Below are 22,726 nucleotides of genomic sequence, written 5' to 3' on the forward strand. Positions count from 1 at the left end.
CAAGCATGCGACCCAGCAATGGTCGCATGCTTGCTTGTTCATGGCTAGAAGGTATCGTTGGGGGTCGTCCGTCCAGACGTAGTTCGAAACGTCTGGACGTCGCCACACTTAGGGTCGCTCCGGCCACTGATGCCGCGGGTATCGGCGCATCAATTCCTTCCGGACAGATGGGTAGAGCCGCTCCCAGAATCCGGCAAGGTCGGTAGTCGTCTGCACAGCACGCTGATTGGGGGCGAGCAGATGGACGACGACTGGCGTTCGTGCAGGGCCGATTCTGGGACTCTCCCGCATGCCGAAGAAGTCCTGAAGCCGCGATGCGATCCATGGCGGTTTTCCGGGTTCATAGTGAATCTTCGTCCTGCGTGCACCCTGAAGCGTGATAGTGGACGGGGCTAGCACTTCAAGCAACCGACCATCCACCTGCTGTTCGAGATGATTGAGGAACCTTTTGGCAGCGCCTCTTAGTTCGTTGAAGCTGGAAAAACCCAGACAGAACTCACGCATTGCATGCGGCAGGGACGGAACTTGAAACCCTGCAAAGGCGAGCCGTTCGAGATAGTCGTTCAGCAATTCTTTGTCTACGAACTTATCGATACCGACTTCAAGCGCCTTCTGTGCGAGCAGTGTGGCAGCGTCCTCATCCGAGGCTTTGCCCCTTGACTCGTCAATGGTCAGCTTTTCGTAGAGTAGCGCATTGACCTGTTCCACGCGTTCACCGGTGTGGCTCCAGACTATGGCTGCGCTCTCCCGGACACGGTTGGGAAACAGGTCGAGCAACCACTCCGGCTCGACCCTGGCGGTCATACGGACGAGCGGAAGGGGATTCTCCTTGCGGTCTTCTGCGTCGATGGCGACAAGGAATTCGTAGCCAGGAGCGCTGCCCGTCAACTCAGCCGAGACACCGGTTGAAAGAAGTACCTGGTTATCGGCTCTTCGCCTTCCTACGCGGTCCGGAAAGCCGCTGAGGACCGAGAGCAGAAGTGCCTGGTCATCGTGGCGGATCTGTTTCGGCAGTCGTGCGATTCGGAGCAACTGCTGAGTCTGTTGTGACTCGCGCTGCGTTGGAGGAAGGTCGAGCATCTCCAGCAGATCGCTTCTTTCACTTCTGGCTGCGAGACTGAGCATGGCGGCAACACGACACCCATCTTCGCCGACTCCACGCTCGATCGCTTCAATGAGGATGCGTGAAAGACGTGGTGAGACGGGATAGCGGTGCATTCGTTCGGCAACGTCGCCCTGTGCACCAAGCTGGTCGAGCAGCGATTCGGCCGCGAGAACCGCCTGAGCAGGCGGAGCGTCCAGCCAATCAAGATCGTTGAGGTGCTCGATCTTCATCGCACGAAGGGTGAGCAAGAGTTGCGAAAGATCGCTCCGAAGAATCTCAGGACTCTCATGCTCCGGTCGCAGGAAGTAGTCCTCTTCGGGATAGAGTCGAATGACCTGTCCGGCGGCAAGACGCCCTGCGCGACCTGCCCGCTGGGTTGCGGATGCTTTGCTGACGCGGCCGACATGCAACGTTGGCAGACCGGTCCAGGGCGAGTGAGTGGCAAGACGGGCGAGGCCACTATCTATGACCGTGGTGACGCCCTCGACCGTAATGGAGCTCTCCGCCACATTCGTGGCAAGGATCAGTCGCGGTTCTAAACCTGGCAGGACGGCGCGGTCCTGTTCCGCTGGAGTGAGGTCTCCGTGCAGCGGCAGCGTCAGCATGCCCGCCTGTTGTGCTGTCGCTTGACACTCGCGCATTGCGTGCCGAATCTCGGCGACGCCAGGCAAGAACGCCAGGATGTTTCCCCTGTGCTGCTCCGCCGTCAACTTCGCGACAGCCTTCCTGATCTGTACGGGCAAGATATCCGGCGAGTACGGGGTATGCCGGATGGAGAGCGGGAACAGCCGCCCCTCTGAACGTACGACCGGGCAGTTTCCGAGGAACCTGGAGATTGAGGTGGTGTCCAGCGTTGCCGACATCACGATGATGCAGAGTGTTGGTCGAGTTTTCTGGAGACGCTTTAGAAGTGCGAGTGCGAGATCGCTGTCGAGGTGACGTTCATGAAATTCGTCGAGGACAACGGCATCCACGTCCTTGAGAAGAGGGTCGCTCACGAAGCGTCGCGCAAGAATACCTTCGGTCACAAAGTGCAGACGGGTGCGAGGCCCGGTTCGGTCCTCGAAGCGAACTTGGTAGCCTACAGTCTCGCCTACCTCTTCACCGCGCTCGGTGGCAACTCTCCGGGCCGACATGCGTGCGGCGATTCGGCGTGGCTCGAGGACGATGACCTGCCCCTGAACCGCCTCAAGAAGTGCAGGGGGAACACGGGTGGTCTTACCGGCACCTGGAGGCGCTTCAAGAACTAGATTGGGAATGTGCCGAAGGGAGTTGAGAATCTCCGGCAGGACTGCGTCAACCGGAAGTGCTGATCGAGGGCTCACTTCCTTGATCGGACCATGCTGTCTTGGATCGAGTCAACGTTACGCCAGCTTAGCAGTTAACAACCATGGGGAAAGGGGAAGGACGGTGATGCGCGAACCTCCCTGTTCTTCACTGGATTGTTGGTGAGTCTTGTGATTACATCAGCGTATTTAGCACCGCACGAGGCCTGGGGACATTCGAACTTTGCACGAGACTAGACATCTGGACACTGCATCAACAAGATACTTTCTAATGAATAAGATAACGATGATGAGCTTCTACCCTGAGATGACAACAATGTTTCATGTCGGCTTGGCGGAAGGCCAATCAGGTTCGCCGTGCACGGGGCGATGTCGGCCGATTGCATCGAAGCGTAACGCCTGGAGGTTGGTAGGTCGCTCCCTGCGTCTATTGAGCACCCAATCGAATGAGTTTTTGCGTAGCCTGTCCTCACAGCGAATAACATTGATTTTACCGTTGATCGCACATACCATACTTTTCACTCTGAAAAGGGGCATCGATGAGCTTCGACAACGATCTGTTCATCAGTTATGCGCATATTGATAATGCTCCCTTGGCTGCCATGCAGGAGGGATGGGTGACTCGATTCCACCTTTCACTTACCTCTCTCTTGAGCATGCGGCTTGGCAAGCAGGCACGTATCTGGCGGGATCAGAAGCTGAGCGGCACCGACGCCTTTGAGAGCAGGATCGTTTCGCAATTTCCCAGGAGCGCTCTTCTGCTTTCCATCGTCAGCCCCCGGTACGTCGAGTCCGCGTGGTGCGTACGTGAAGTGACCGAGTTCTGCAAGATCGCAGCGACCCAGCCGTACGGCCTTACGATCGATAATAGTTGCCGTGTCGTCAAGGTCGTCAAGACGCCTCCCATCACCGAGGAGCAGCTCCCGGCAGTCATGCAGACCGTTCTTGGACATGAGTTCTATCAGATCAAGGAAAATAGTCCGGTCGAACTGGATCCATTCTTTGGCTCGGAGTTAGGAGAGAAGTATCTCCTTCGCGTCAGCAAGCTTGCATGGGAGCTGTCGCTAGTTCTCAAGCAACTAGACAATGTAATGCCAGACGGAACGATGATCGGCGAACGCAAGGAACACAAAGGTGTCAAGACCATGCCGACCGTCTATTTGGCGGAGTGCAGTTACGATCAGAAGGATCTGCGAGAGCAGATTGACGCGGAGCTGAAGAGCTATGGCTACAGGGTCCTGCCTCAGTGCCCATTGGCCCGCGACGAGACTACGTTCTGCGCACAGGTCCAGGAGCTTCTGGGGCAGTGCCAGCTATCAATTCATCTCATCGGCTCCAATTACGGAGCGGTGCCGGATGGTCCAAGTCAGAAGTCGATTGTCGTGTTACAGAATGAAATAGCCACCCTGCTCAGCCACGAGCGCAACCTGCCCCGCATACTGCGCCTGGCAGAGGACACGGTCTCCAGGCAGCCCGATCAGGGCGCCTTCATCGAGATGGTGAAGACCGACCCTGAGACCCAGTTCGGCGCCGACGTTATCACCTCCCAGAGCCCGGAAGAGCTCAAGGGAGCTATCCACGCGGCGCTCGAGAAGTTCCGAACTCCGAGCGTCGAGGAGCTTCCACCAAGCGCTTCCACCGATCGTCGCCTCGTCTACCTGATCTGCACGGTACAGGACAGAAGGAGTACCGTGCCCATCCGTCAGCGACTCAACGCACTTGGGTATGAGGTGGAGTTACCCGTCTTCCAAGGTAGTGCGGAGGAGGTCCGAGAGGCAAACCAGAGTCTCCTGCAGCAGAGCGTAGGCATCATCGTCTTTTACGGCTTAGGGAGCGAGGCCTGGAAGCTCTCGGTCAAGAATGAGCTGAGAAGGTTTCAGGGCGTCTCAAGCAAAAAGACGAAATCCCCCGTGTATACCTACCTTGCGGCGCCCGAGACAGAGGCCAAGCACGACCTGATCGACATGGGTGAACCCTTTCTGCTCGATGCTATGCAGGGTGACTCCGCCCAGATTCTCTCGCCATTCACCCAGGTGCTGGAGCAGGACTCCAGGTGACCAACGGTATTCTCGAGAATCCGTTTCCAGGGTTGAGGCCCTTCCGCGATGAGGAGGAATATCTCTTCTTCGGACGCGAGAGCCAGGTCGACCGCATGGTCGATAAGCTGGCCGCAACCCGCTTCCTTGCGGTCGTTGGAACCTCCGGCAGCGGCAAGTCGTCCCTTGTCAGTTGCGGTCTCAAGCCAGCCCTGAATCGCGGTCTCATGGCCAGCGCCGGAACGAGATGGCAGATCATTCAGTTCCGTCCCGGCGCCAAGCCCGTCCATTCACTTGCCGAGGCATGGGACGCGAGCATCAAGTCCACTTCGGATCTGCACCCTGAAGGACCCTCATTTCTCCAGATAATCGAGGCCACCCTCCAGATGAGCAGTCTCGGTCTCACCCATCTGGTCGACTTTGCGCGCTTTCCCGAGGGCACCAATGTTCTGCTCATCGTGGACCAGTTTGAAGAGATTTTCCGCTACGGTGCGGCATCGAAGGGCTCGGGAAATACCTACGGGGTCACCAAAGAGGCCGCCGCGCTCGTCAAGCTTCTGCTTGAGGCAGCCGCCCTCCGGGAGTTCCCCATCTACATCGTCCTCACCATGCGCTCGGACTTCCTCGGCGAATGCTCCCAGTTTGACGGTCTGCCGGAGGCCATCAATGCCGGCCAGTATCTCATCCCCAGAATGACTAGAGAGGAGCGCCGAGCGGCGATCGCCGGACCCATCGAAGTCTCCGGCGGTGAGATCAGCCCGGTCCTCCTCACGCGTCTTGTCAACGATGTCGGGGACAACCCCGATCAACTCTCACTCTTGCAGCACGCCATCAACCGGACGTGGATCAACTGGCAGGCTACGACAAATGCACAGGGCCTGATCTCGCTTGAGCACTATGAAGCGATCGGCACCATGATGCATGCGCTCGACCTCCATGCCGAGGAGGCGTACGCCTCTTTAAAATCCGCCGAAGAGAAAGAGATCTGCGGGCGCATCTTCAAAGCGCTGACCGATACCGGCACGGACGCCCGCGGCATTCGCCGCCCCATGTCGCTCGCTTCCCTGTACAACGTCCTCGGCTCGAACGATTTCGTCATGCCGGTGCTCGAGTTGATGCGCGGTCCGAACTGCTCTTTCCTCATGCCGCCTATCTCTCACAAGCTCCATCCGGATACCATGATTGACATATCCCACGAGATATTGATGCGCGTCTGGGACCGGCTCAAGGTCTGGGCTTCTGAAGAGGCCGAGTCTGCCAATATGTATCGCAGGCTAGTGGAATCCGCGATGCTCCATAAAAGCGGTCGGGAGGCTCTCTGGCGCGACCCCGGCCTGGAGGTGGCGCTGGAATGGCAGACCCGCCAAAAGCCGAATATCCACTGGGCTGCTCTGTACCGCGATGGATACAACATGGGACTCGCCTTTCTCGCAGCCAGCCGGGAAGAGCGGGACCAGCAGCGCTTCAATCAGGAACTCGAACGAAAGTGGGGCCGGATCTCACAAGGGTTGACGATGGCCGCTTGGGCCGCGTTCATGTTCTCCTCTTTCAAGTTCTTGAACGCCCTGGTACTTCACAGAGATGTTGTAGGTACTTTCTTGGATCCCGCCGACTCCGCTGTAACACTGACAATTCTGACGAAGATCATGAAATCAATAACAAGCCTATTTAGGGGGGACGAGTTTAGAACAGCGCTGAGTCTCGCGGCTGGCGGCATCTTTGGCATAGCTCTGCTCTGCTTATTAGGCTACCTGTGTGTCAATTTCGTCACAAGGCGAGTTTTCCTGCGCTTCGCAGCGAAGCAGCCAGTTGTAAGCATCGTTAAAACCTCTCCCTTTATCACAGCAGCTCCGCCGCCTCCACTTGCCTCTACTGCTTTAGGGGGTTCAGGAACTGTAGTTGAAAACCTTCGTTATGCCGGCTTCTGGCAACGCGTATTCGCCGCGTTGCTCGATGGGGCACTACTCTCTTTCTTCTCGTTTATCGTGGTCCTCGTAATCTCGGTCGCGTGGGAGTTTATTGCGACGCCGCCCCTGAAAAACGAGGACACCCTCGGCGGGTTATTTTTCTGCTTCCTTTTTCTCCTCGGCTGGCTCTACCCCGCAATCGCGAGGAGCGGCCCGGCGCGCGGCACCATCGCGGACCTCCTCTTCGGAATAGCCATCCTCAAGCGAAACGGCAGGCGCGCCGGCTTCGGAACGTTCACCGGCCGGTGCTTCGGAAGCCTCATCACCTTCTTCACCTTTTTCATCCAGCCCTTCACCCCGCAGAAGCGCGCCCTCGCCGACATGATCGCGGGCACCATCGTCGTGAGACGCCGCCAACGCTACGTCGATCAGTTCATCGAGAACTCCGGCCGGGTTTCCGCTCGATGATCCATCCGCCGCGTCCTCGCCTTGTGCTTCGTCTTGGAGTCACCGGCCACCGCCCCGTTCCCGGCCGGCCGTACGATCCCCCATCCGTTCTCGCGGCCTGTTCAAACGTCCTTGCGACCACGGAGGCGGCCCTCGGCCATCTGCATACCGCCACCTACGACCCCCATCATCAACCGCAGATGATTCTGGTCTCGGCACTCGCTCCAGGGGCTGACCAGGCTGCAGCGGAAGCTTTGCTCGCTCTGCCGCAAGCCGACAAGACTACGCGCCGTCTGGAAGTCGTCCTGCCCTTTCCCCATCGTGAATACAGCCGAACGATGGATGAATCGGAACGCATCGCCTACGAGAATCTGCTGACCCACGCAAACTCCGTCTTCCGTCTCTGCGACTTCATCCCGGAAGATTCGAAACAGGCAAGTCCGCTCGCAGCCTTCCGCCGCGACACGCGCTACCAGACCATCGGTGAGATCATCGTCCACCAGGCCGATCTGCTCATCGCGATCTGGAACGGCGAGCCGAGCCGCGGCCTCGGCGGCACCGGAGACGTTGTCCTGCATGCCCTCAAGATTGGCGTGCCCATCATCTGGATCGACCCGGCCACCGGCGACATTCGCTTCATTCCCTCCGGAGCGATCCAGGGAGATATCTTCGAGTGGGTTCGAAGACATGCCCATCCCTTCAATGCCGAAACCCTCCACGCCGCTCTTCACCCGATCCTTGTCCCTCCACGCTCGAACCCAAAATCGCATGAGGAACATGGAGCGCACGGTAGAAAAGCAGTGGAGAAGGAAGACAGCTCATACACCTTGCACGACTATCTGCATCATGAGTCCGTGCCCGGCACGACACCTTGGTTCATCTATCAGCTTTTCATCGCCGCTCCCGCGCAGCGTGCCTCGGCCACCCTGGAAGAAAAGGCCAAGAGACGTCAGCAGAGATTACGCGACCGGCTCAAACGCTGGCGTCTCTCGACCGACTACGTCAAGCAGCTCACCGAGGGAGCCTGGGAGGGCTACCCGATGGAGGAGCGGACCGCCTCCCAGGTCAACCTCACCGGAGCATGGGCTGCCGCTGATGCCATCGCCACCCAGCTTGGCCACGCCTACCGGTCCACCTACGTTCTCATCCTCGGGCTCTCGTTCCTCGCCGTCACCACGGGTCTTACCGGCGTCGTGCTGCACGAGCAGAAGCCCTGGTTTGTCTTTGCGGAGCTGGCCATACTCTTCACCGCCCTGTCACTCTACTGGCTAGGTCGCCGGGCGCAAAACCACCAACGCTGGCTCCGCACTCGGGAGCTCGCAGAACAACTCCGCGCTACGTGGGCAATGACCCTGTTAGGCCTTGGAGGGAGACGAACCATCCGGGATATCCAGAGACATTGGAATGGTTGGTTCGCCAACGCGTACCTCGCCGAGAGCGGCCTCCCCAACCTGGATCTCTCGGCCCCGGCCCTGCAGAAGGTCGCCCTGTCAGCCCTGACCGGCATCGCCGAGGATCAGGAGAGATATCATCAGCGAAATGCCTCCATCTTGAGCGCGATCCACGCCCGCCTGGAACGCGTGAGCCGCCTCTCATTGGTCATCGCGGTCGCTAATTCGCTCGCGCTGCTTATTTTTCTGCTCGTAACGCGCCACCTGGGAATCGACGAGAAAGAGGGGATTGAACGGATCATCTTGACCATGGCTGCGTTGAGCGCAGCCCTGCCCGCCCTCGGAGCGACCGCCGCTGCCCTCAGCCATCAGGGAGATTTTGAGCGCTTCAGCAAGCGTTCTGTCCAGACCAGCGCTGCGCTCCATGACATCAGCCGCTCGCTACGCCACTTCATCCACTCGGTCGGAGATCAGACAGACCTGGAACGCCAGACCGGCAAGGTGCCGCTGTTTGAGGAGCTACGTCAAATCCTCCTCGATCTTGAGATCGTGCTGGTCGCCGACCTGAACGATTGGCGATTCGTCTACGTCACCCGAGCCGTCCCGGAGCCCGCATAGTTGTGGTCTCTGCCGATTGGAACGCGTAAACGTGTTCGCCACGCACTCGTCGACGCTTCTGCGCACGCTTTCGGGCAATTCGGCGCTCGCTCCTATTCAGAGCCGGATGATCGCATCTTGGGAGCATGAGGCAAGAACAGTGCCTGACCGCCGACCGATCCTCAGCTATGACGCCCCGAGCGAATACGTACCAACTCTTTTTGAAGTCGGATGACGACCTCCGGATGCGCCTTTGCGAGGTTCTTCGTTTCGTGAGGATCGACGCTCAGGTCGTAGAGCTCCAGTTCAGCGGTCGGGTAACCGTCGTCCGCGAGCTTGGTCTCCATGGCGCCTGCCTTTGGCTTCGGAATCGGTCCCGGATGGAGGCCGGGCCGTTGCGATCGATCGATCAGCTTCCACGTGCCGTCGACGATCGCGAGGACCTGCGCCTCCTCAACCAACGACTGCCGACCTACCGGGGATCGGCCCAGTAACGCAGGCAGAACATTGACACTGTCTTCTGCCTGGCCCGGCGGAACTGCCTGCCGGGTCAACGCAGCGAAGCTCGCCAATAGATCTAACTGGCTTACCAGGGCGGTCGATGTGCCGGGCTTGATGTGACCGTCCCAGTTTGCGATCAGAGGAATGTGCGTGCCGCCCTCAGTGATCGTGTATTTTCCCCCACGAAAAGGTCCTGCTGGTTTGTGCTCACCCAGCTTGCGGTCCGAGCCGTCATCGTATCCATCGTTCACCACAGGGCCGTTGTCGGAGGTAAAGATGATGAGCGTGTCTTGCTGCAGATGAAGACGCTTTAGAGTCTCGACGATGCGGCCGACGCTCCAATCCAACTGGTCGATAACATCGCAGCGGACGCCGCACTCGCTCTTACCAGCAAACTGCTCTGCCGGCATGCGGGGTACGTGGATGTCGCTCGGTGTGAAGTAGAGCAGAAAGGGGCGGTGCTGATTCTTCTCGATGAACTCAACCGCTTTGTTGGTGAAGGTTGCGGCCATGTCTTCGTCCTTCCAGAGCGCGGATTTGCCTCCGGTCATGAAGCCGATACGGCTTACGCCGTCGACGATGGTGCCGTCGTGGCCTTCGCTCAAGTGCATCTTCAGCAGGTCAGGGTCTTCCTTGCCGGTCGGTTCGTGGCCGATCTTCTGGTCGTACGAGACCTGGATGGGGTCTGCAGGGTCGAGGTTTACCACGCGGTGATTGTGGATGTAGACCGATGGCACTCGGTCCGCAGTCGCCGCGAAGAAGAAAGCGTCGTCGAAGCCGACTTCGCAAGGGCCGGGCTTGATCTCTCCGTTCCAATCGATCTTGCCATCGCCAAGGCCGATGTGCCACTTGCCAACGAGACCAGTGGTGTAGCCTGCCGACTTGAGCACGGAGGCAATCGTTGCCTGATCTTGCTGGACGAGCAGTTTGGCGTCGCCGGGCAGAATCTGCACACCGTCGTGCCGCCAGGCATAGCTGCCTGTCAGCATGGCATAGCGAGATGGCGTACAGGTTGCTGCGTCCGAGTGTGCATTGGTGAAGCGCAGGCCGCTTGCGGCGAGAGCATCAATCATGGGCGTGTGAACGTGGGTCGCGCCGTAGCTCGACAGATCTCCGTAGCCGACATCGTCGGACAGAATGACGACAATGTTCGGCTTGTTCGCAGAGGATGAACGTGGGGACGCGTGCAGGGTGCTCGTTGCGAGGGATGTGCCCACGACCGCAAGTTGCTGAAGGAAGAGTCGTCGGTCGATCGGCATGCGGTCTCCATGAGTAGATTCCAGCATCAGCGATGCGGCGAGAATCTCATGCCAACTATACCGAAGCAAAGCGGTTTGCCGATCCGCCGCTTTCATTGGCTGCCTCTCCCAAACTTTCCCCTACATGGAGTAGCCTGCGACAAGGCAGCTTCTACGCTCTTCATCTCGCTCGACAGGAAAAACGTGTCCCGATATCTTCGATTCGCCATCTTCCTCATCGCTGCTCTCTCTTGCGCTTCCGTCAAGGCGCAGACTCCATCGAACCTTTCGCAGCAGGGCTGGTATGCAGATCCTGAGGTGCACATCTTTGCCGGTCAATATTGGATCTACCCTACCTCGTCCAGTCCCGCACCCGACAGTCATGACGATGCATCCTTCAACCCGCTCCAGCGGAAGCTTCGCAGTGGACCCATCATTCACCCGGTCTATCTTCTACATACCTCGCTCGATGCCTTCTCATCGCCGGACCTCGTCCACTGGACCAGGCATCCCCGCGTACTCGACATTCGCAACGTCGCCTGGGCCGCCTATGCGATCTGGGCACCCACGGCCATCCACCTCAATGGCCGCTACTATCTCTTCTTCGCCGCCAACGATATTCAGAAGCAGGACACCTTCCAGGGGGGCATTGGTGTCGCCGTCAGCGACCAGCCCGGAGGTCCCTTCATCGACGCCCTCGGCAAGCCGCTCATCGGCGCATTCCACAACGGCGCGCAGCCCATCGACCCGATGGTCTATCAGGACGACGATGGCTCGATCTACTTCTACTATGGCGGTCAGGGCCACTGCAATGTAGCCAGACTCGCACCTGATCTTAAGAGTGTCATCCCCATGAACGATGGCTCGTTGTACAAGGAGATCACTCCGGAACACTATGTCGAAGGACCGTTCATGATCAAGCGTCACGGCGTCTATTACTTCATGTGGTCCGAGGGCGACTGGGGAGATGCAAGCTACGGCGTTGCATACGCAAGGAGCGCCAGCCCGACCGGACCCTTCGAACGCATCGGTAAGATCCTCCAGACCGATCCCGCTGTCGCCAACGGTCCCGGCCATCACTCCGTGCTGCAGATCCCCGGGACCGATGACTGGTACATCGTCTATCATCGCCACCCTCTCGGCACCACCGGACCCAACGAGCGCGTCATGGCCATCGACGAGATGCATTTCGACGCAAAGGGCAACATCGAACCCGTGCGGATGACGCCCAACGGTCCCGCTCCCCGATCACTGCCACCATCAAGCCATCCTTGATCTTCACTTTGCAGGTGCCGGGGTCCGCCCGTAGTTCCGTCTCGTGTTCAGCGACCTGCAGTCGATGCAAAGCAGGGTTGCGCAAAGGCGTTCAGCCTCATTCACCAGCGAGACGTTGCAGGTACGGTCGAACTCGCGCTGACTGGAGCAATGGACGGGCCGCATGGATGGATCACGGCTTCGTAGCCTCAGCTTCGAAGCTACGGTTCCGACTCTGTATCAAGCAAGGCAACACGGACTTCTCTAACTAACCCGCCGGGCGGGTCGTATTCATAGATCGGGGCGACGCAAACTTATGCTGTGTTCGTTGTCTCCAAAAACCCAACTCTTGAGGGCGTCGTAGAGAACCAGGCCGGAACACGCGATCATTGACGCCGCAAATCATAGGTTTCTACCCTGCATTTAGACACGAAGTGAGAACTTCGCGGATGCAAGTTCCCGATCAGGCCTACGGCCTAACAAACAAGATGGCTGCCCGGAGAACACCCGAGCAGCCATGTTGTTTGTTACGACGATTTGGTTCAGCTCAGTTGACGACGCCCTTCTTGGCGACCGGTGTCTTGGTCACCGAAGGTGTCGCTGCCGACACCTGGACGGTGTTGGACGTGGTTGCCTTGTACGCATCGTTGGCCGATGGCTTGTACGTAGCGGAAACCTGATCGCCAGCGCCACCAGTGAGACCGGTGAGGCTATAGACCCCGGTCTGCGTGCCAAGCTGGATGGCGACGTTCGCGCCTCCGAAGAGCGTGACGGCGAAGTCCGGTTTGCCATCGCCGTTCAGATCGCCGACCGAGAGCAGGTACGGCGAGGCAACCGACGGAAAGCTTACCTGCGGGTTGAAGGTGCCGTCCCCGTTGCCGGTAAGGACGCCAACGGTGTTGCTGGCAAGATTGGCAACCGCCAGATCCTGTTTGCCGTCGCCGTTGAAGTCCAGCACCACGACCGAGGTCGGTTCGATACCGGTCGCGTAGCTCGTGGTGCCGAAGCCGCCGCCTGCCTGGTTGAGCAGGATGGTGACCGAGCCGGTGGTGGGAGGAGCGTTCGGATCGCCGAGGTTGCTGATGGCCACATCCGGACGACCATCCTGGTTGAAGTCGCCGACGACCGCCGCGTACGGTGTACCCCCGGTCGCGTAGGTGGTGACGGTTGCGGCACTGAAGTTGCCGCTTCCATCCCCGGTCAGGTAGGAGACATTGTTCGACTTCGAGTTCACCACCATCAGGTCAGGATTGCCGTCGCCGTTGAAGTCCGCCACGACGGAGAGGAAAGGATCTGTGCCGACCGCAGTCGTCAACGGTGCGGCGAAGCTACCATCGCCATTGCCGAGCAGGACGCTGATCGTTCCCTCCTGGGTGTTGGTGGTGACCAGGTCCAGTATCCCGTCCTTGTTGAAGTCTGCGATGGCCAATCCGTACGCTGCAGGCGGCGTCGTGGTGCCAGGGAGAGCAGTTTTGCCGGTGGGGTAGCTCTTCTGGGCCTTGAAGGTTCCGTTCGCCTTGCCGAGCAGGATGCTGACCGTGCCGCTGGCGAGGTTGCTCACCGCAAGATCCGGAATGCCGTCCTGGTCGAAGTCCCCGACCACCACACCATACGGCGCCTTGCCGACAGGATAGATTGCCGGCACCTTGTAGGAGGGCATCGCGGTAGGCTTGCCGAGCAGCACGGTGACGGTGCCGTCACCGAAGTTGGTGGTGGCAAGGTCCGGAATGCCGTCCTGGTTGAAGTCCCCGATCGCCGAGACCAGGGTGCTGGTGTTCGTGGCGCCTGTCGTGATCGTCGTCGGCAGCGCTGTAGTGGGAGTCAACGACACAAGCGTACCTTCCGTCTTGGTGACCGCTGTAGCGTCGTTGAAGTTGACCTTGCCCCCGGGTACCGACAAGCCATAGAACGTAACCGTATCCGTCAAGCTGTAGGTAGCACCAGTCGGCGTATACGTCAGCAGGCTGGTCGTCTCATAGTTGCCTGCAGCAGCGACGGTGAAGGGATACTGCGAGGCCGTCTTAGCAGGCAAGGCCGTCGTCCCCTGGAACTGAGCCACAAAGATATGGTCGCCCACAGCAGGAGTGATGGTGATCGTTGCTACACCGGAAGCGTTCAGCGCTGCCGAACCGAGCAGGGTGCCTGTCGCGACCGAGCCATCGTAGAACTTGACCGTGCTCCCTGTTACAGGAGCAGAGGTTGCGGTTGAGGTGACGGTCGCACTTAAGGTGATGGCCGTGCCAGCGGGGGCTGGCGACGCAGGAGTGGCGGTTAGAGCAACCGACGTGGACGCAGTGAGATTGGTCACTGTGACATTCGTGCTCGCGGAGGATGAGGTGAAAGACACTGTTGGGGTATAGGTGGCCGTAATGGTCTGCGTCCCCGTCTGCAGCATGGAGCCATTCACCGGAAGAGAGCATGTGCCACCGGCAATGGTGCAGGTGCCGAGGTTGACAGTACCTGAGGAGAACGAGAACGAACCATCGGGGGTGGGGCCGGCTCCAGTACTGGAGGCCGAGGTGACCGAAGCCTGCAGCGTGGTGGACTGTGTACTTGTGATAGCGGAGGGAGTTGCCGTAAGTGTCGTTGTTGTCGTGTAAACAACACTGGGCTTGCTGACCTGGACAAAGCCCATGTTCAAGAAGTTCGTATTATCGCTGCTGACGGTGATCGGGTGATTTCCAGAGAAGCCAGCGGGGAAGGATATGGACAGCGTGAGGGTAGCGTTGCTCCCGTTGGAGGTAAAGGTGCTGTTGCTCAGGTCGATCGTGCAGGCCCCGATCGTCACCGTACCGGAGCTTCCAATGATTGAGTCGGAAGTTCCGTTTGTGAAGATGCCATAGTTGCTTGGGTCATTCCCCGGTTGTGGCTCCGCGCCGATCGTGCACGCCTGGAATGCTGTGACTGGATTGAGACTGCCGATGGTGACGTAGAAGCTGGCGTCTGCCCCGGTGCCGGACCCGTTGTTGAGATGAAACGCAAACGGTGTAAAGACCCCCGGTGCTACGGTCGCACTCTTAGGAGTGACGGTGAGCACGTTGACCCCGGTGCCCTGCTGGATGAGTGGAAGACTCTGCCGTGCGGTGGTGAGGTAGGTGCGGCGTTCCAGAGAAGGGATATTTGCAATGGTGCTAGGTGAAGGCTGCAGTGCCATTGCCCATTCCGCTTGCGTTTGTGATGGTGATCCATGCCGCATTTGAAGAGACGGTCCATGCGCATCCGGCTGCTGCGGTTACAGTTACGGTGCCGCTACCGGCGGTGGCAGGTACGCTCGACGTGCTCAGGGCAGGAGTGGCGCATGCAGTGTCGTAGCTGACCGTTACTCCGAGAGCACTATTGGTCTGCGAGCCAGAGGTTATCGTCAGGAGCGAGTAGGGGTCCGACCAGCTTAGACCGTTGCCCAGGATTGCATCCGCGAAATTATTCGGTTTCGCGCTGGGCGTGGTGTCAATAATGTAGGTGTGTCTGGCGTCGAGATAGCTCGTTGAGTAAAGAAGTTCTGCGCCGCTGGTGAAGGTATTGGGCATCGCCAGGTAAGGGATACCGAAGTTGGTGTAGGTGCTGTTCGGCTGGTGAAACTCGACCCAGATCCAGGAGTTCGAGGGCGCATCACGAAGTACATGCAAGGCGCGGAGGCCAGTCGTATTTTCGGTAGGAGCCACGCTGAAGGTGCCGGAAGCGGTGACATCCTTCTCACCATCCGCCCCGATCCAGCCGAGGATGCTGTAGCGATGTTCTGCGTTGTAGGGAGTGTATCCAACGCCTGCCATGATCGGAAAAGGGTCGCCGTACTCATCATTGATCCCTGTAATCGGACTTCCAACAGCAGCAGGTAGGGCTGCGGCTTCTAACGCGGCCGGGTGGCTGGGACCGCCAGGATCTACGGTGCCGGGGTTAGTGGCCGCAAAGTCGATCGGACCAAGGGCGGTCGGACCGAAGTCGATGGTGTTGCTGTGGTTCATGCCAAGGTTGTGGCCGAACTCATGGCTCATGACGAGAAACTTTTGCGCAAATCCTGGCGTATTGTTGACTTCGGCTGGCTGGACGGGAAAAGCAACCCAGGTCCATTCGTGATTGATCAGCGGGGTCGTGAAGCCGGTTGAAGCGAGCCCGTCGTAGGTGCAGGCAGTCGACGGAAACGGAAAGACAAAGCGGTTGTACTTGGATGTATCCAGGCCAGCATTGACCGCAGCCTGTAGCGCGGCTGCAAGCATGGCGTTTGTCTGGGCGCAGTTATAGCCCGTCGATAAGACGAAGGGGCCATAGACGTCGGCAGCATAGCTGGCCTTGCCGTAGGATGTCTCGGCAATATAGTCGGAGACGTTGGGGAGCGAGCCTGGATTCAAGATCTTGTTGTAGTAAGCCTGGGTATTGAAGTCTCCCTGCAGCGTCAAAGGAGTTGCCGACGGGGGATTGTTATTTGTATCCATCGGCGTGCTGGCAAAATCGACGATGATCACGGCAGCGCTCTGCGGGCCCGTGACATTAGCGAACGGGGGTGCCGTGGTGGTAATGCCGGGTCCGGTGAAGGGCGGTATGGCATTCGTGCGGACAGCATTTGCGTTCAACCGTGAGACCTTCGAAACTTCCGCGATAGAAGAGTCTGCTTCCGCGCGTGTTGCAGGCCGAACTCTATCGGCAACCAAAATCTCAGGGAAACCAAGGCCATTGACGGTGACCACCCGACCCTCCAGGGCCGATAAGCTTGCCGGAGCGGCAGCAAAGGAAACCCTCATGGCGCCCGCCGCTGTATACAGGCTATACACCTTCTGCGAAGTGCGATTCCTAAAGTTATCTGCAATGGCGACGGTGAGTTGGCCGGTGATCGTCTTCTCCTGCTCAATCAGGGCTGCGTAGGCAGGGTTCGCCTTTACAAGCTCCTCGCGCGTGGCTGCCGGCAGAGCATAGCTGCGTGCCGTCGAGGGTGCATCCATGAAGACGGAGACGAGAGCAGTGTGACGCGCCACCAGCATCGACCGTGTTTCGGTCGTGAGCGGCAACCCGCTCTGCGCCTCAGCGGTGAGGCGGGCATTGGCCGTCTGCACCATCGCAGCGGAAGATGCGGCAACCTGTCCATGCAGGCTTCCGAACGAGGAAAGAACGAGAAGGGAGGCGAAAGCGCCTGCAAGGGCGAAGCGCGACGAGCGAACCAGAATGGGGAACATGGCAGAGATCCTTAGTGAGGCGTGAGTCGTACAACGTGGCCCGGTACTAATCGCTGGGCCGGAGGCACGCATTGCGCGTGTCGGGGCCTCAGGCAGAAGGGAAGAAAACAGCAGTGAAGTGCGCAAGACACTGGAAGAAGCTCGCTCACGCGGCAAAGAGGGCAGATTGATGGAACAAAAAATCGATCCAGACGCAGAAGGTTGAGCTGAAACGAACAAGTCGTTTCGAACAGCCCAACGTAAGCTACTTAGGAGTAGAGATGATCCTAATAGCAATCTCAGGATTTGTCCCCAGTAATTATGGACAGGGGCAATCTTAATCGTTGTTTCATTTAGTCAATAGAAGGGGGGAGCAACCCGTGTCGCATCGTCAGACTCTTTTTGAGGTCTTTCAACGTGTCGTACCGGGACCTCTGGCGGTCCCGGTAGCTTCTGCTTTGCGGCCCATTGTTAGAACGAGATACCACCCTGAAAGGTGATCTGCCGCTGCTGCCCCGTCTCAAGCGAATCGAAGGTCCCAAACTGGCTCGTGAATTGGTTTCCGGCAGCTACCGAAACGTCACCGCTGGGATTGAGGAATTGCGGATGATTGAAAAGGTTGGAGATCTGCGAATTGAATGTGAAATGCACCCGCTCCGTAACTGCAAAAGACTTCGTGAGCGAGACCTGGGTCTGGTAAAGGTTCTGGCTCTCCAGGCTGTTCGGTAGAGCGTTGCCGAAGTGACCTGACTGAGGAACGGCAAACGCCGCCTGATTAAACCAGTTGCTGATGGATTTGCCGCCCGGCACCTTGTTCGGGTCGCCAATCCGGTCGGGCAACCCACCAACCGTTCCAGTGTTAGAAGCGTCAACGCCGTCAAAGAAAGGTGAAAAGTAAAGGCCGGATGCGATATAGGTCACAGCACTCACCGACCACCCACCAACAAGTCGCTTCACCCCAGCGCCATTTCCGGCGAAGAGCTGATGATCCTTACCAAAGGGCAGCGCCCACACCACGCTCGCCACCGCGTATTGGTGACGCGTCACGCCATCGTTTGCCCAGTGGCTCAGCACGTCGTAGGGGTTCTCCGTATCCAGGAAATTTGCCTGGCTTCGGGAAAGCGCGTAGCTCGCATCAAACACCAGGCCACCCAGCCGCCGCTTGGCCTCGATCTGCAGCGCGTCATATCGCGCGCCACCGTCGTACCGCAGCTCCGTCGTGCTCTCGAACTGCGAGTAGGGACGACGGCTCGCAACGAAGGGCGTGGTGCTCGGCTGGGGCAGGTTGGTATTCACCATGTAGTTCAACCCCGAACTCCGCGAGCCAACGTAGGATGCTCGCAAGCCGATGTGGGCCAGTTCGTTCTCATAGGTCCCGCTGAACTGCTGAATATGCCCATGATTGACCTGCCGTGGATAGCCGGTCACTGCCTGGCTCGGAACCTGCGCAGTCGCCGTCGTTGACGGAAACGGATTTGGAAATTGCAGCAGCGGTTGCGTTCCCGGGGACACTACGTTCTGATACACCTCGCTGATTGAGAATGGCCCCGTCTGACCGAGCTGCGGATTGATCGGTAGAAAATTATTGAACGTGCCGGAACCGCTATCGAACCGCGATGTATAGAGGCCATAGCCACCACGGATGACCTGGTGACTGCCCATCGAGTATGCAACACCTACACGAGGCGCGAAGTTCGTCTTGTCCGCAATCGCCTGCACTTGTCCCCCAACTACAGTGATGTTGGATGGATAAAGCGGACTTACCTTCGAGACAGCTTGAGGGTCCACCACAATGTTGCCGGTCGTGGGATCGAAGTTATATTCAAGGTGATCCGACGCGCTTGGCGTTCCGTACAGATCCCATCGTAGGCCGTAGTTCACGGTCAGTTTTGGCGTCAGCTTATAGGTATCTTCCGCGAAGATATTCCACTCTGTCAGAGCTAGCTCGCGGCCGGTCAATGGAGCCTGTCGTTGCGTCTGCTGCGGCAGTCCTAGTAGGAAGTCTGCATAAGCATTACCGGTATATGTCCCATTGAAAGTGAACGTGCCGTAGTTCGGTACCGCGCCTTGGAACGTATCGAAGTGCTGCACGCCGCCACCAATTCGAATGACGTGCCGTCCAAGCTGCCAGTCCACCGTGTCATTGATGTTCAGGATGTCATTGTTCGCCTTTGTTCCTCCCGGCACATTGCTCAACGAGGTCAACCCTGATATGTCGATCTCGGGGAAGCCCTGCCCTACGGTGTTGCCGGGGTTGGCCCCCTGGAGTCCGATCGTCGACAGCACCTGCGCTCCGTTTGACGGAGTCTGCCCCGCCTCCGTCTGCCCATCCACAATATGGTCAATCGAAAATCCGAACCGCAGATTGTTGACCACCTTCGGCCCAAAGATCTGCGTATCGCCTGCAGCAAATTGCTGGTGACGCCGGAACCGCGTCCAGATCAGATCCGGCAAGCCGTTGTTCAGTACGTACGGTGTCTGCCGCATCAGCCATCGCCCGTATAGCGAGTTGGTCTTCGTCAGGTTGTGGTCGATTCGCACAATCGGCCAGTCGCCGCGATACAGATCGCTGTTGAACGGAAAATGCGTCGTAAAGTTATTCACCGGCGTGCCGAGATTCGTGTTCTCGCCCGGAAGGTAATTGTTCTGCACTGCCAACGCTACAGAACTAATACGATTCTGTGGAATCGTATTGTTCGCAAACGGCAGGCCAGTTGAAGGATCGATAATCACCGTCGAAAATACACCGCTGCGCCACGCGGTCGTCGGCACGCTTGCCTGGTAGGTATAGCCCAGCGGAATCCGCTGCCCAAAGTACCCACCGTAAAAAAAGGTGTGGTCCTTCCAGATTGGACCTGACGCTTCTACATCCCACTCATGCTGCAGAAACGCAGACTTCTGCTGATTGAAGTACCCATTTGCATCAAACACGGAGTCATAGATGCGATACGTTGCTTTGCCGTGGAACTTGTTATCGCCACGCTTGGTCACTTCACTAATCAACGCCGGCACAGCGCTCTCTGCGGGTGCATTCATCAGCGACGCTGAGACTTGTTCGAAGAAGTTCGCGTTGTTACTCTGGACGCCCTGCAGATCGTTCGGAATACCGTCAAACTGCTGCGATTGTTGAGACTGCTGCTGCCCATTCACAACCGGCGTTCCCGTACCGCCCTGCACTCCGCTAAAGGTCGTCAACAGGTTGTACGTCGAAGGATAGGGTGTGACCTGCGGCGACTCCTGATACATCTCCGCGGTAAAAGTTTCTGAGATGGTTGCGGACTCGGTATTAATGACTGCTGCGCCCGCGCTCACCGTCACTGTTTCGGATGTCTCACCCACCGACAGCATCGCATCGACGCGCCTGATCTGACCACTGTCCAGGATCACATTCTGCGCTTCGAACGACTTGAATCCGGAGGCTGAACATCGCACGCGGTAACTTCCGGGTTTCAGTTCGTCGAACTCATACTCGCCGGTCGCCCCGGGGCTCACTTCGCGGACAACTTGACCGGTGGCCGGCTCGAGGAGTTGTACGTGCGCGAACGTAACCATATTGCCCGCGGCGTCTGTCACTGTACCGCGTAGGGTCGCACTCACAGTCTGCGCGCCACTGACACTGCTAGCCGCAAGGAGTGCTATTGCCGTCGCCAGTGCAAGTGACAGCTTTCGTAAGTCTGTAGGCAGGCACAGCGCCGCGCCTATCCGCAGAGCAAAAGAAGAAAGAGGTCTGGTTAGAGACATCACGAATGCAGGCATATTCATCACCCTCCTGAAAGCAACATCATGCACAGCAAAAACAAAATGCCTTGTTACGCAATCAGGTTTCTAATTCTTTGAACGCTTATTATCACTTACGTTCGCCTTCGTTGCAAGCGGGAAATCTCTTTTCATTAGCTTACGAAAAGATTCGCAAGCAGGACCATTAGCAATCGAAGCTTGAATGGCACAGGTATGCCTGCGTTTCGATCTTGGCGAAACCTCTCATGTCGAATGCTGACCCGAGGTGGTGGGGATTGCCTTACCCTACTGAGATCCGGCCAGTTCTTCAGGGAGCACTTGTCTCAAGCGTAATCACTTGAAAGGGAGCCAGAGAGAAGGTGTGCGGAACGCCTGCCGTGAGCGGAATCACGGAATCTGCACGATCGGCTAGCCATGGGCTATGCGCACTGTAATGACGAGGAGCCCCGACAGGCAGTTCAAATGCAGAGGCGATATCAAGCTTCACACTTTGCGCTTTATCATTTGGATTGCGCAAGGTAAGAATTCCTTTTCCATTGGACCAGGCCGCCCATCCATACACTTCGAGCCATCGCGGATCTCCGCCAATCCAGTGAGTATCAACCAGGATAGAAGCATTCCGACGGGACCATTTTGCTGCTTCCGCAAGTACATCCCAATCAGCTTGCTTCAGAAGAGAAGGAGTAATGTACATCTCCTGCAGCTGTGTACCAGAGCCAAAGTACGAGTGGACTTCGTTGGCGAAGTCACTGCCAGGATCGGTGGAAAGATATGGCGCTCGTTGCGCGTAGACGATGCCATGAAGCATGACCGAATTCAGAGGAAACAACGGGCCACCTTTGACAATTTCGTCGTAGGTATCTGCATCTCGATAGGTGATCCAGCGTTCGCGACTGGACCCGACGCCAAGAAACTCTGTGTCTTCACCGCCGCGCCAGATCGAGTCAACGTCAAAGAGCCAGAATGGCGAGGGATAGGTCCCAGTGCTCAAATTGATGAAAAGATCCGGCTTCAGCTTACGGAGGTCGCGAATAAGGTGAATAGCTGCATCGAAGTCGCTGCTAAAGGCACTTCCTTTGACAACCTGATCTGCATTGCCGGTGCCATCGAACTTGAACTGGTTGATCCCGTAGTTCGTGACCATTTCGCTCGCAGCTTCATGGAACCGTTCGTAATACTTTGGTCCAGATAACGCAAGCCCGCCGTCAACGACCTCGTAACCGCTTCTCTTGCCTGCAGCGACACGCTCAGCCTTTGGCGGCCCGTACCCACCCCATGGTGAGAGCCATGCCCCCGGAGCAGTTCCATACTTCGCCGCTGCTTGTACTAAGGGCGTGAAACCATTCTTGAAGTCGCTCCGGATCTTCCAAAGATTTTCGTGGTCATCCCAGCCGTCATCGAACAGGAACGAATCGAGGACTACCGATCGTTTCTTATTCAACTCGATTCCAAAAGACTCGATCCGGTCCAAAGCGTCTTGTTGAGAGTACGGTGAGAAGAAGCCGATATCAAACCAGCTGTTGTAATGCAGGAACGTGCGATACGGGTGCGCCCGCTCGCGTTCAACATAGGTGAGAAAGCTGCGACGCATCTGCCCAGGCGTTGCGACCCCGATGACAGCGGAATAAGTGGCAGTCTGATGTCGTCCGATTGGCACACCACTTCTTAGTTCGCTTACCGCATGATCGCCGACAACACTTGATTGCGAAAGAGGATGCTCGAATCCAAGAAAGAAGTTGCCATCAAGGAGCGGACTGCCTTTAACACTTCCGGCCATCCGAATCGATGGAGAACGGACATCGAGAAGAACAACGTCGGAAAGTTGCAGGGGTTCGTCACCGACTGTGATCGTTACAAGCTGCCGGATATATCGAGAACCCTCTCGAAGAACAAGCGACCACTCCAGATTGAAACGGCCTTTCGGATCAGCCATCCGGTACTGAACCAAGGTTCCGCGAAGGCGCTCAGCATACCGGGCAGACGATGTATCGGGTGCAAGCTGAACAACCTGTGGTGGTCCGGTAAGGGTCAGATCGGCTGCATCCACAACCCTCCCATCCTTCATTTGAAGAATAAACGGTC

At 57.9% G+C, this 22,726-nt stretch carries 10 protein-coding genes; 4 read left to right on the forward strand and 6 right to left on the reverse strand.

Annotation, left to right across the window (positions count from 1 at the left end):
• Positions 1 to 108: 108 nt before the first annotated feature.
• Entirely contained in the window at positions 109 to 2,430 is a 2,322-nt protein-coding gene (hrpB, locus tag OHL20_RS13010; RefSeq protein ID WP_263383609.1) for an ATP-dependent helicase HrpB, read from the reverse strand.
• A gap of 500 nt (positions 2,431 to 2,930) precedes the next feature.
• On the opposite strand from hrpB, the gene OHL20_RS13015 reads away from it, so the two are divergent.
• Genes OHL20_RS13015 through OHL20_RS13025 form a run of 3 tightly spaced genes read left to right on the forward strand, consistent with a single transcriptional unit; the run spans position 2,931 to position 8,790 of the window.
• The gene (locus OHL20_RS13015) at positions 2,931 to 4,448 is read left to right on the forward strand and encodes a toll/interleukin-1 receptor domain-containing protein (protein WP_263383610.1); all 1,518 of its coding nucleotides are present in this window, start codon (positions 2,931 to 2,933) and stop codon (positions 4,446 to 4,448) included.
• Positions 4,445 to 6,802, forward strand: coding sequence for an nSTAND1 domain-containing NTPase (locus OHL20_RS13020; protein ID WP_263383611.1), 2,358 nt, complete (start codon positions 4,445 to 4,447; stop codon positions 6,800 to 6,802). Before OHL20_RS13015 ends, OHL20_RS13020 begins: the two co-directional genes overlap by 4 nt.
• The gene (locus OHL20_RS13025; protein WP_263383612.1) at positions 6,799 to 8,790 is read left to right on the forward strand and encodes a hypothetical protein; all 1,992 of its coding nucleotides are present in this window, start codon (positions 6,799 to 6,801) and stop codon (positions 8,788 to 8,790) included. The genes OHL20_RS13020 and OHL20_RS13025 overlap by 4 nt, the downstream gene beginning before the upstream one ends.
• Positions 8,791 to 8,951: 161 nt before the next feature.
• Here the strand turns inward: OHL20_RS13025 and OHL20_RS13030 are convergent, their stop codons facing one another.
• Positions 8,952 to 10,529, reverse strand: coding sequence for a sulfatase family protein (locus OHL20_RS13030; protein ID WP_263383613.1), 1,578 nt, complete (start codon positions 10,527 to 10,529; stop codon positions 8,952 to 8,954).
• A gap of 183 nt (positions 10,530 to 10,712) precedes the next feature.
• On the opposite strand from OHL20_RS13030, the gene OHL20_RS13035 reads away from it, so the two are divergent.
• Entirely contained in the window at positions 10,713 to 11,783 is a 1,071-nt protein-coding gene (locus tag OHL20_RS13035) for a glycoside hydrolase family 43 protein (protein WP_263383614.1), read from the forward strand.
• A 526-nt stretch (positions 11,784 to 12,309) separates the two neighbouring features.
• On the opposite strand, the gene OHL20_RS13040 is transcribed toward OHL20_RS13035, so the two are convergent.
• The 4 genes from OHL20_RS13040 to OHL20_RS13055 form a co-directional block, all read right to left on the reverse strand.
• Positions 12,310 to 14,916 carry an FG-GAP-like repeat-containing protein gene (locus OHL20_RS13040; RefSeq protein ID WP_263383615.1) on the reverse strand — a complete coding sequence of 869 codons (2,607 nt, stop codon included), beginning with the start codon at positions 14,914 to 14,916 and terminating at the stop codon, positions 12,310 to 12,312.
• Complete coding sequence (locus tag OHL20_RS13045; protein WP_263383616.1) at positions 14,894 to 16,927, reverse strand: BACON domain-containing protein; 2,034 nt, start codon at positions 16,925 to 16,927, stop codon at positions 14,894 to 14,896. Before OHL20_RS13045 ends, OHL20_RS13040 begins: the two co-directional genes overlap by 23 nt.
• A 450-nt stretch (positions 16,928 to 17,377) precedes the next feature.
• Positions 17,378 to 20,668: a TonB-dependent receptor gene (locus OHL20_RS13050; protein ID WP_263383617.1), complete on the reverse strand. Its 3,291-nt coding sequence runs from the start codon at positions 20,666 to 20,668 to the stop codon at positions 17,378 to 17,380.
• A 283-nt stretch (positions 20,669 to 20,951) separates the two neighbouring features.
• Positions 20,952 to 22,691: an alpha-amylase family protein gene (locus OHL20_RS13055; RefSeq protein WP_263383618.1), complete on the reverse strand. Its 1,740-nt coding sequence runs from the start codon at positions 22,689 to 22,691 to the stop codon at positions 20,952 to 20,954.
• Positions 22,692 to 22,726 lie beyond the last annotated feature (35 nt).

It is taken from the genome of Granulicella arctica (assembly GCF_025685605.1).
GTDB classification, from domain to species: Bacteria; Acidobacteriota; Terriglobia; order Terriglobales; family Acidobacteriaceae; genus Edaphobacter; species Edaphobacter arcticus.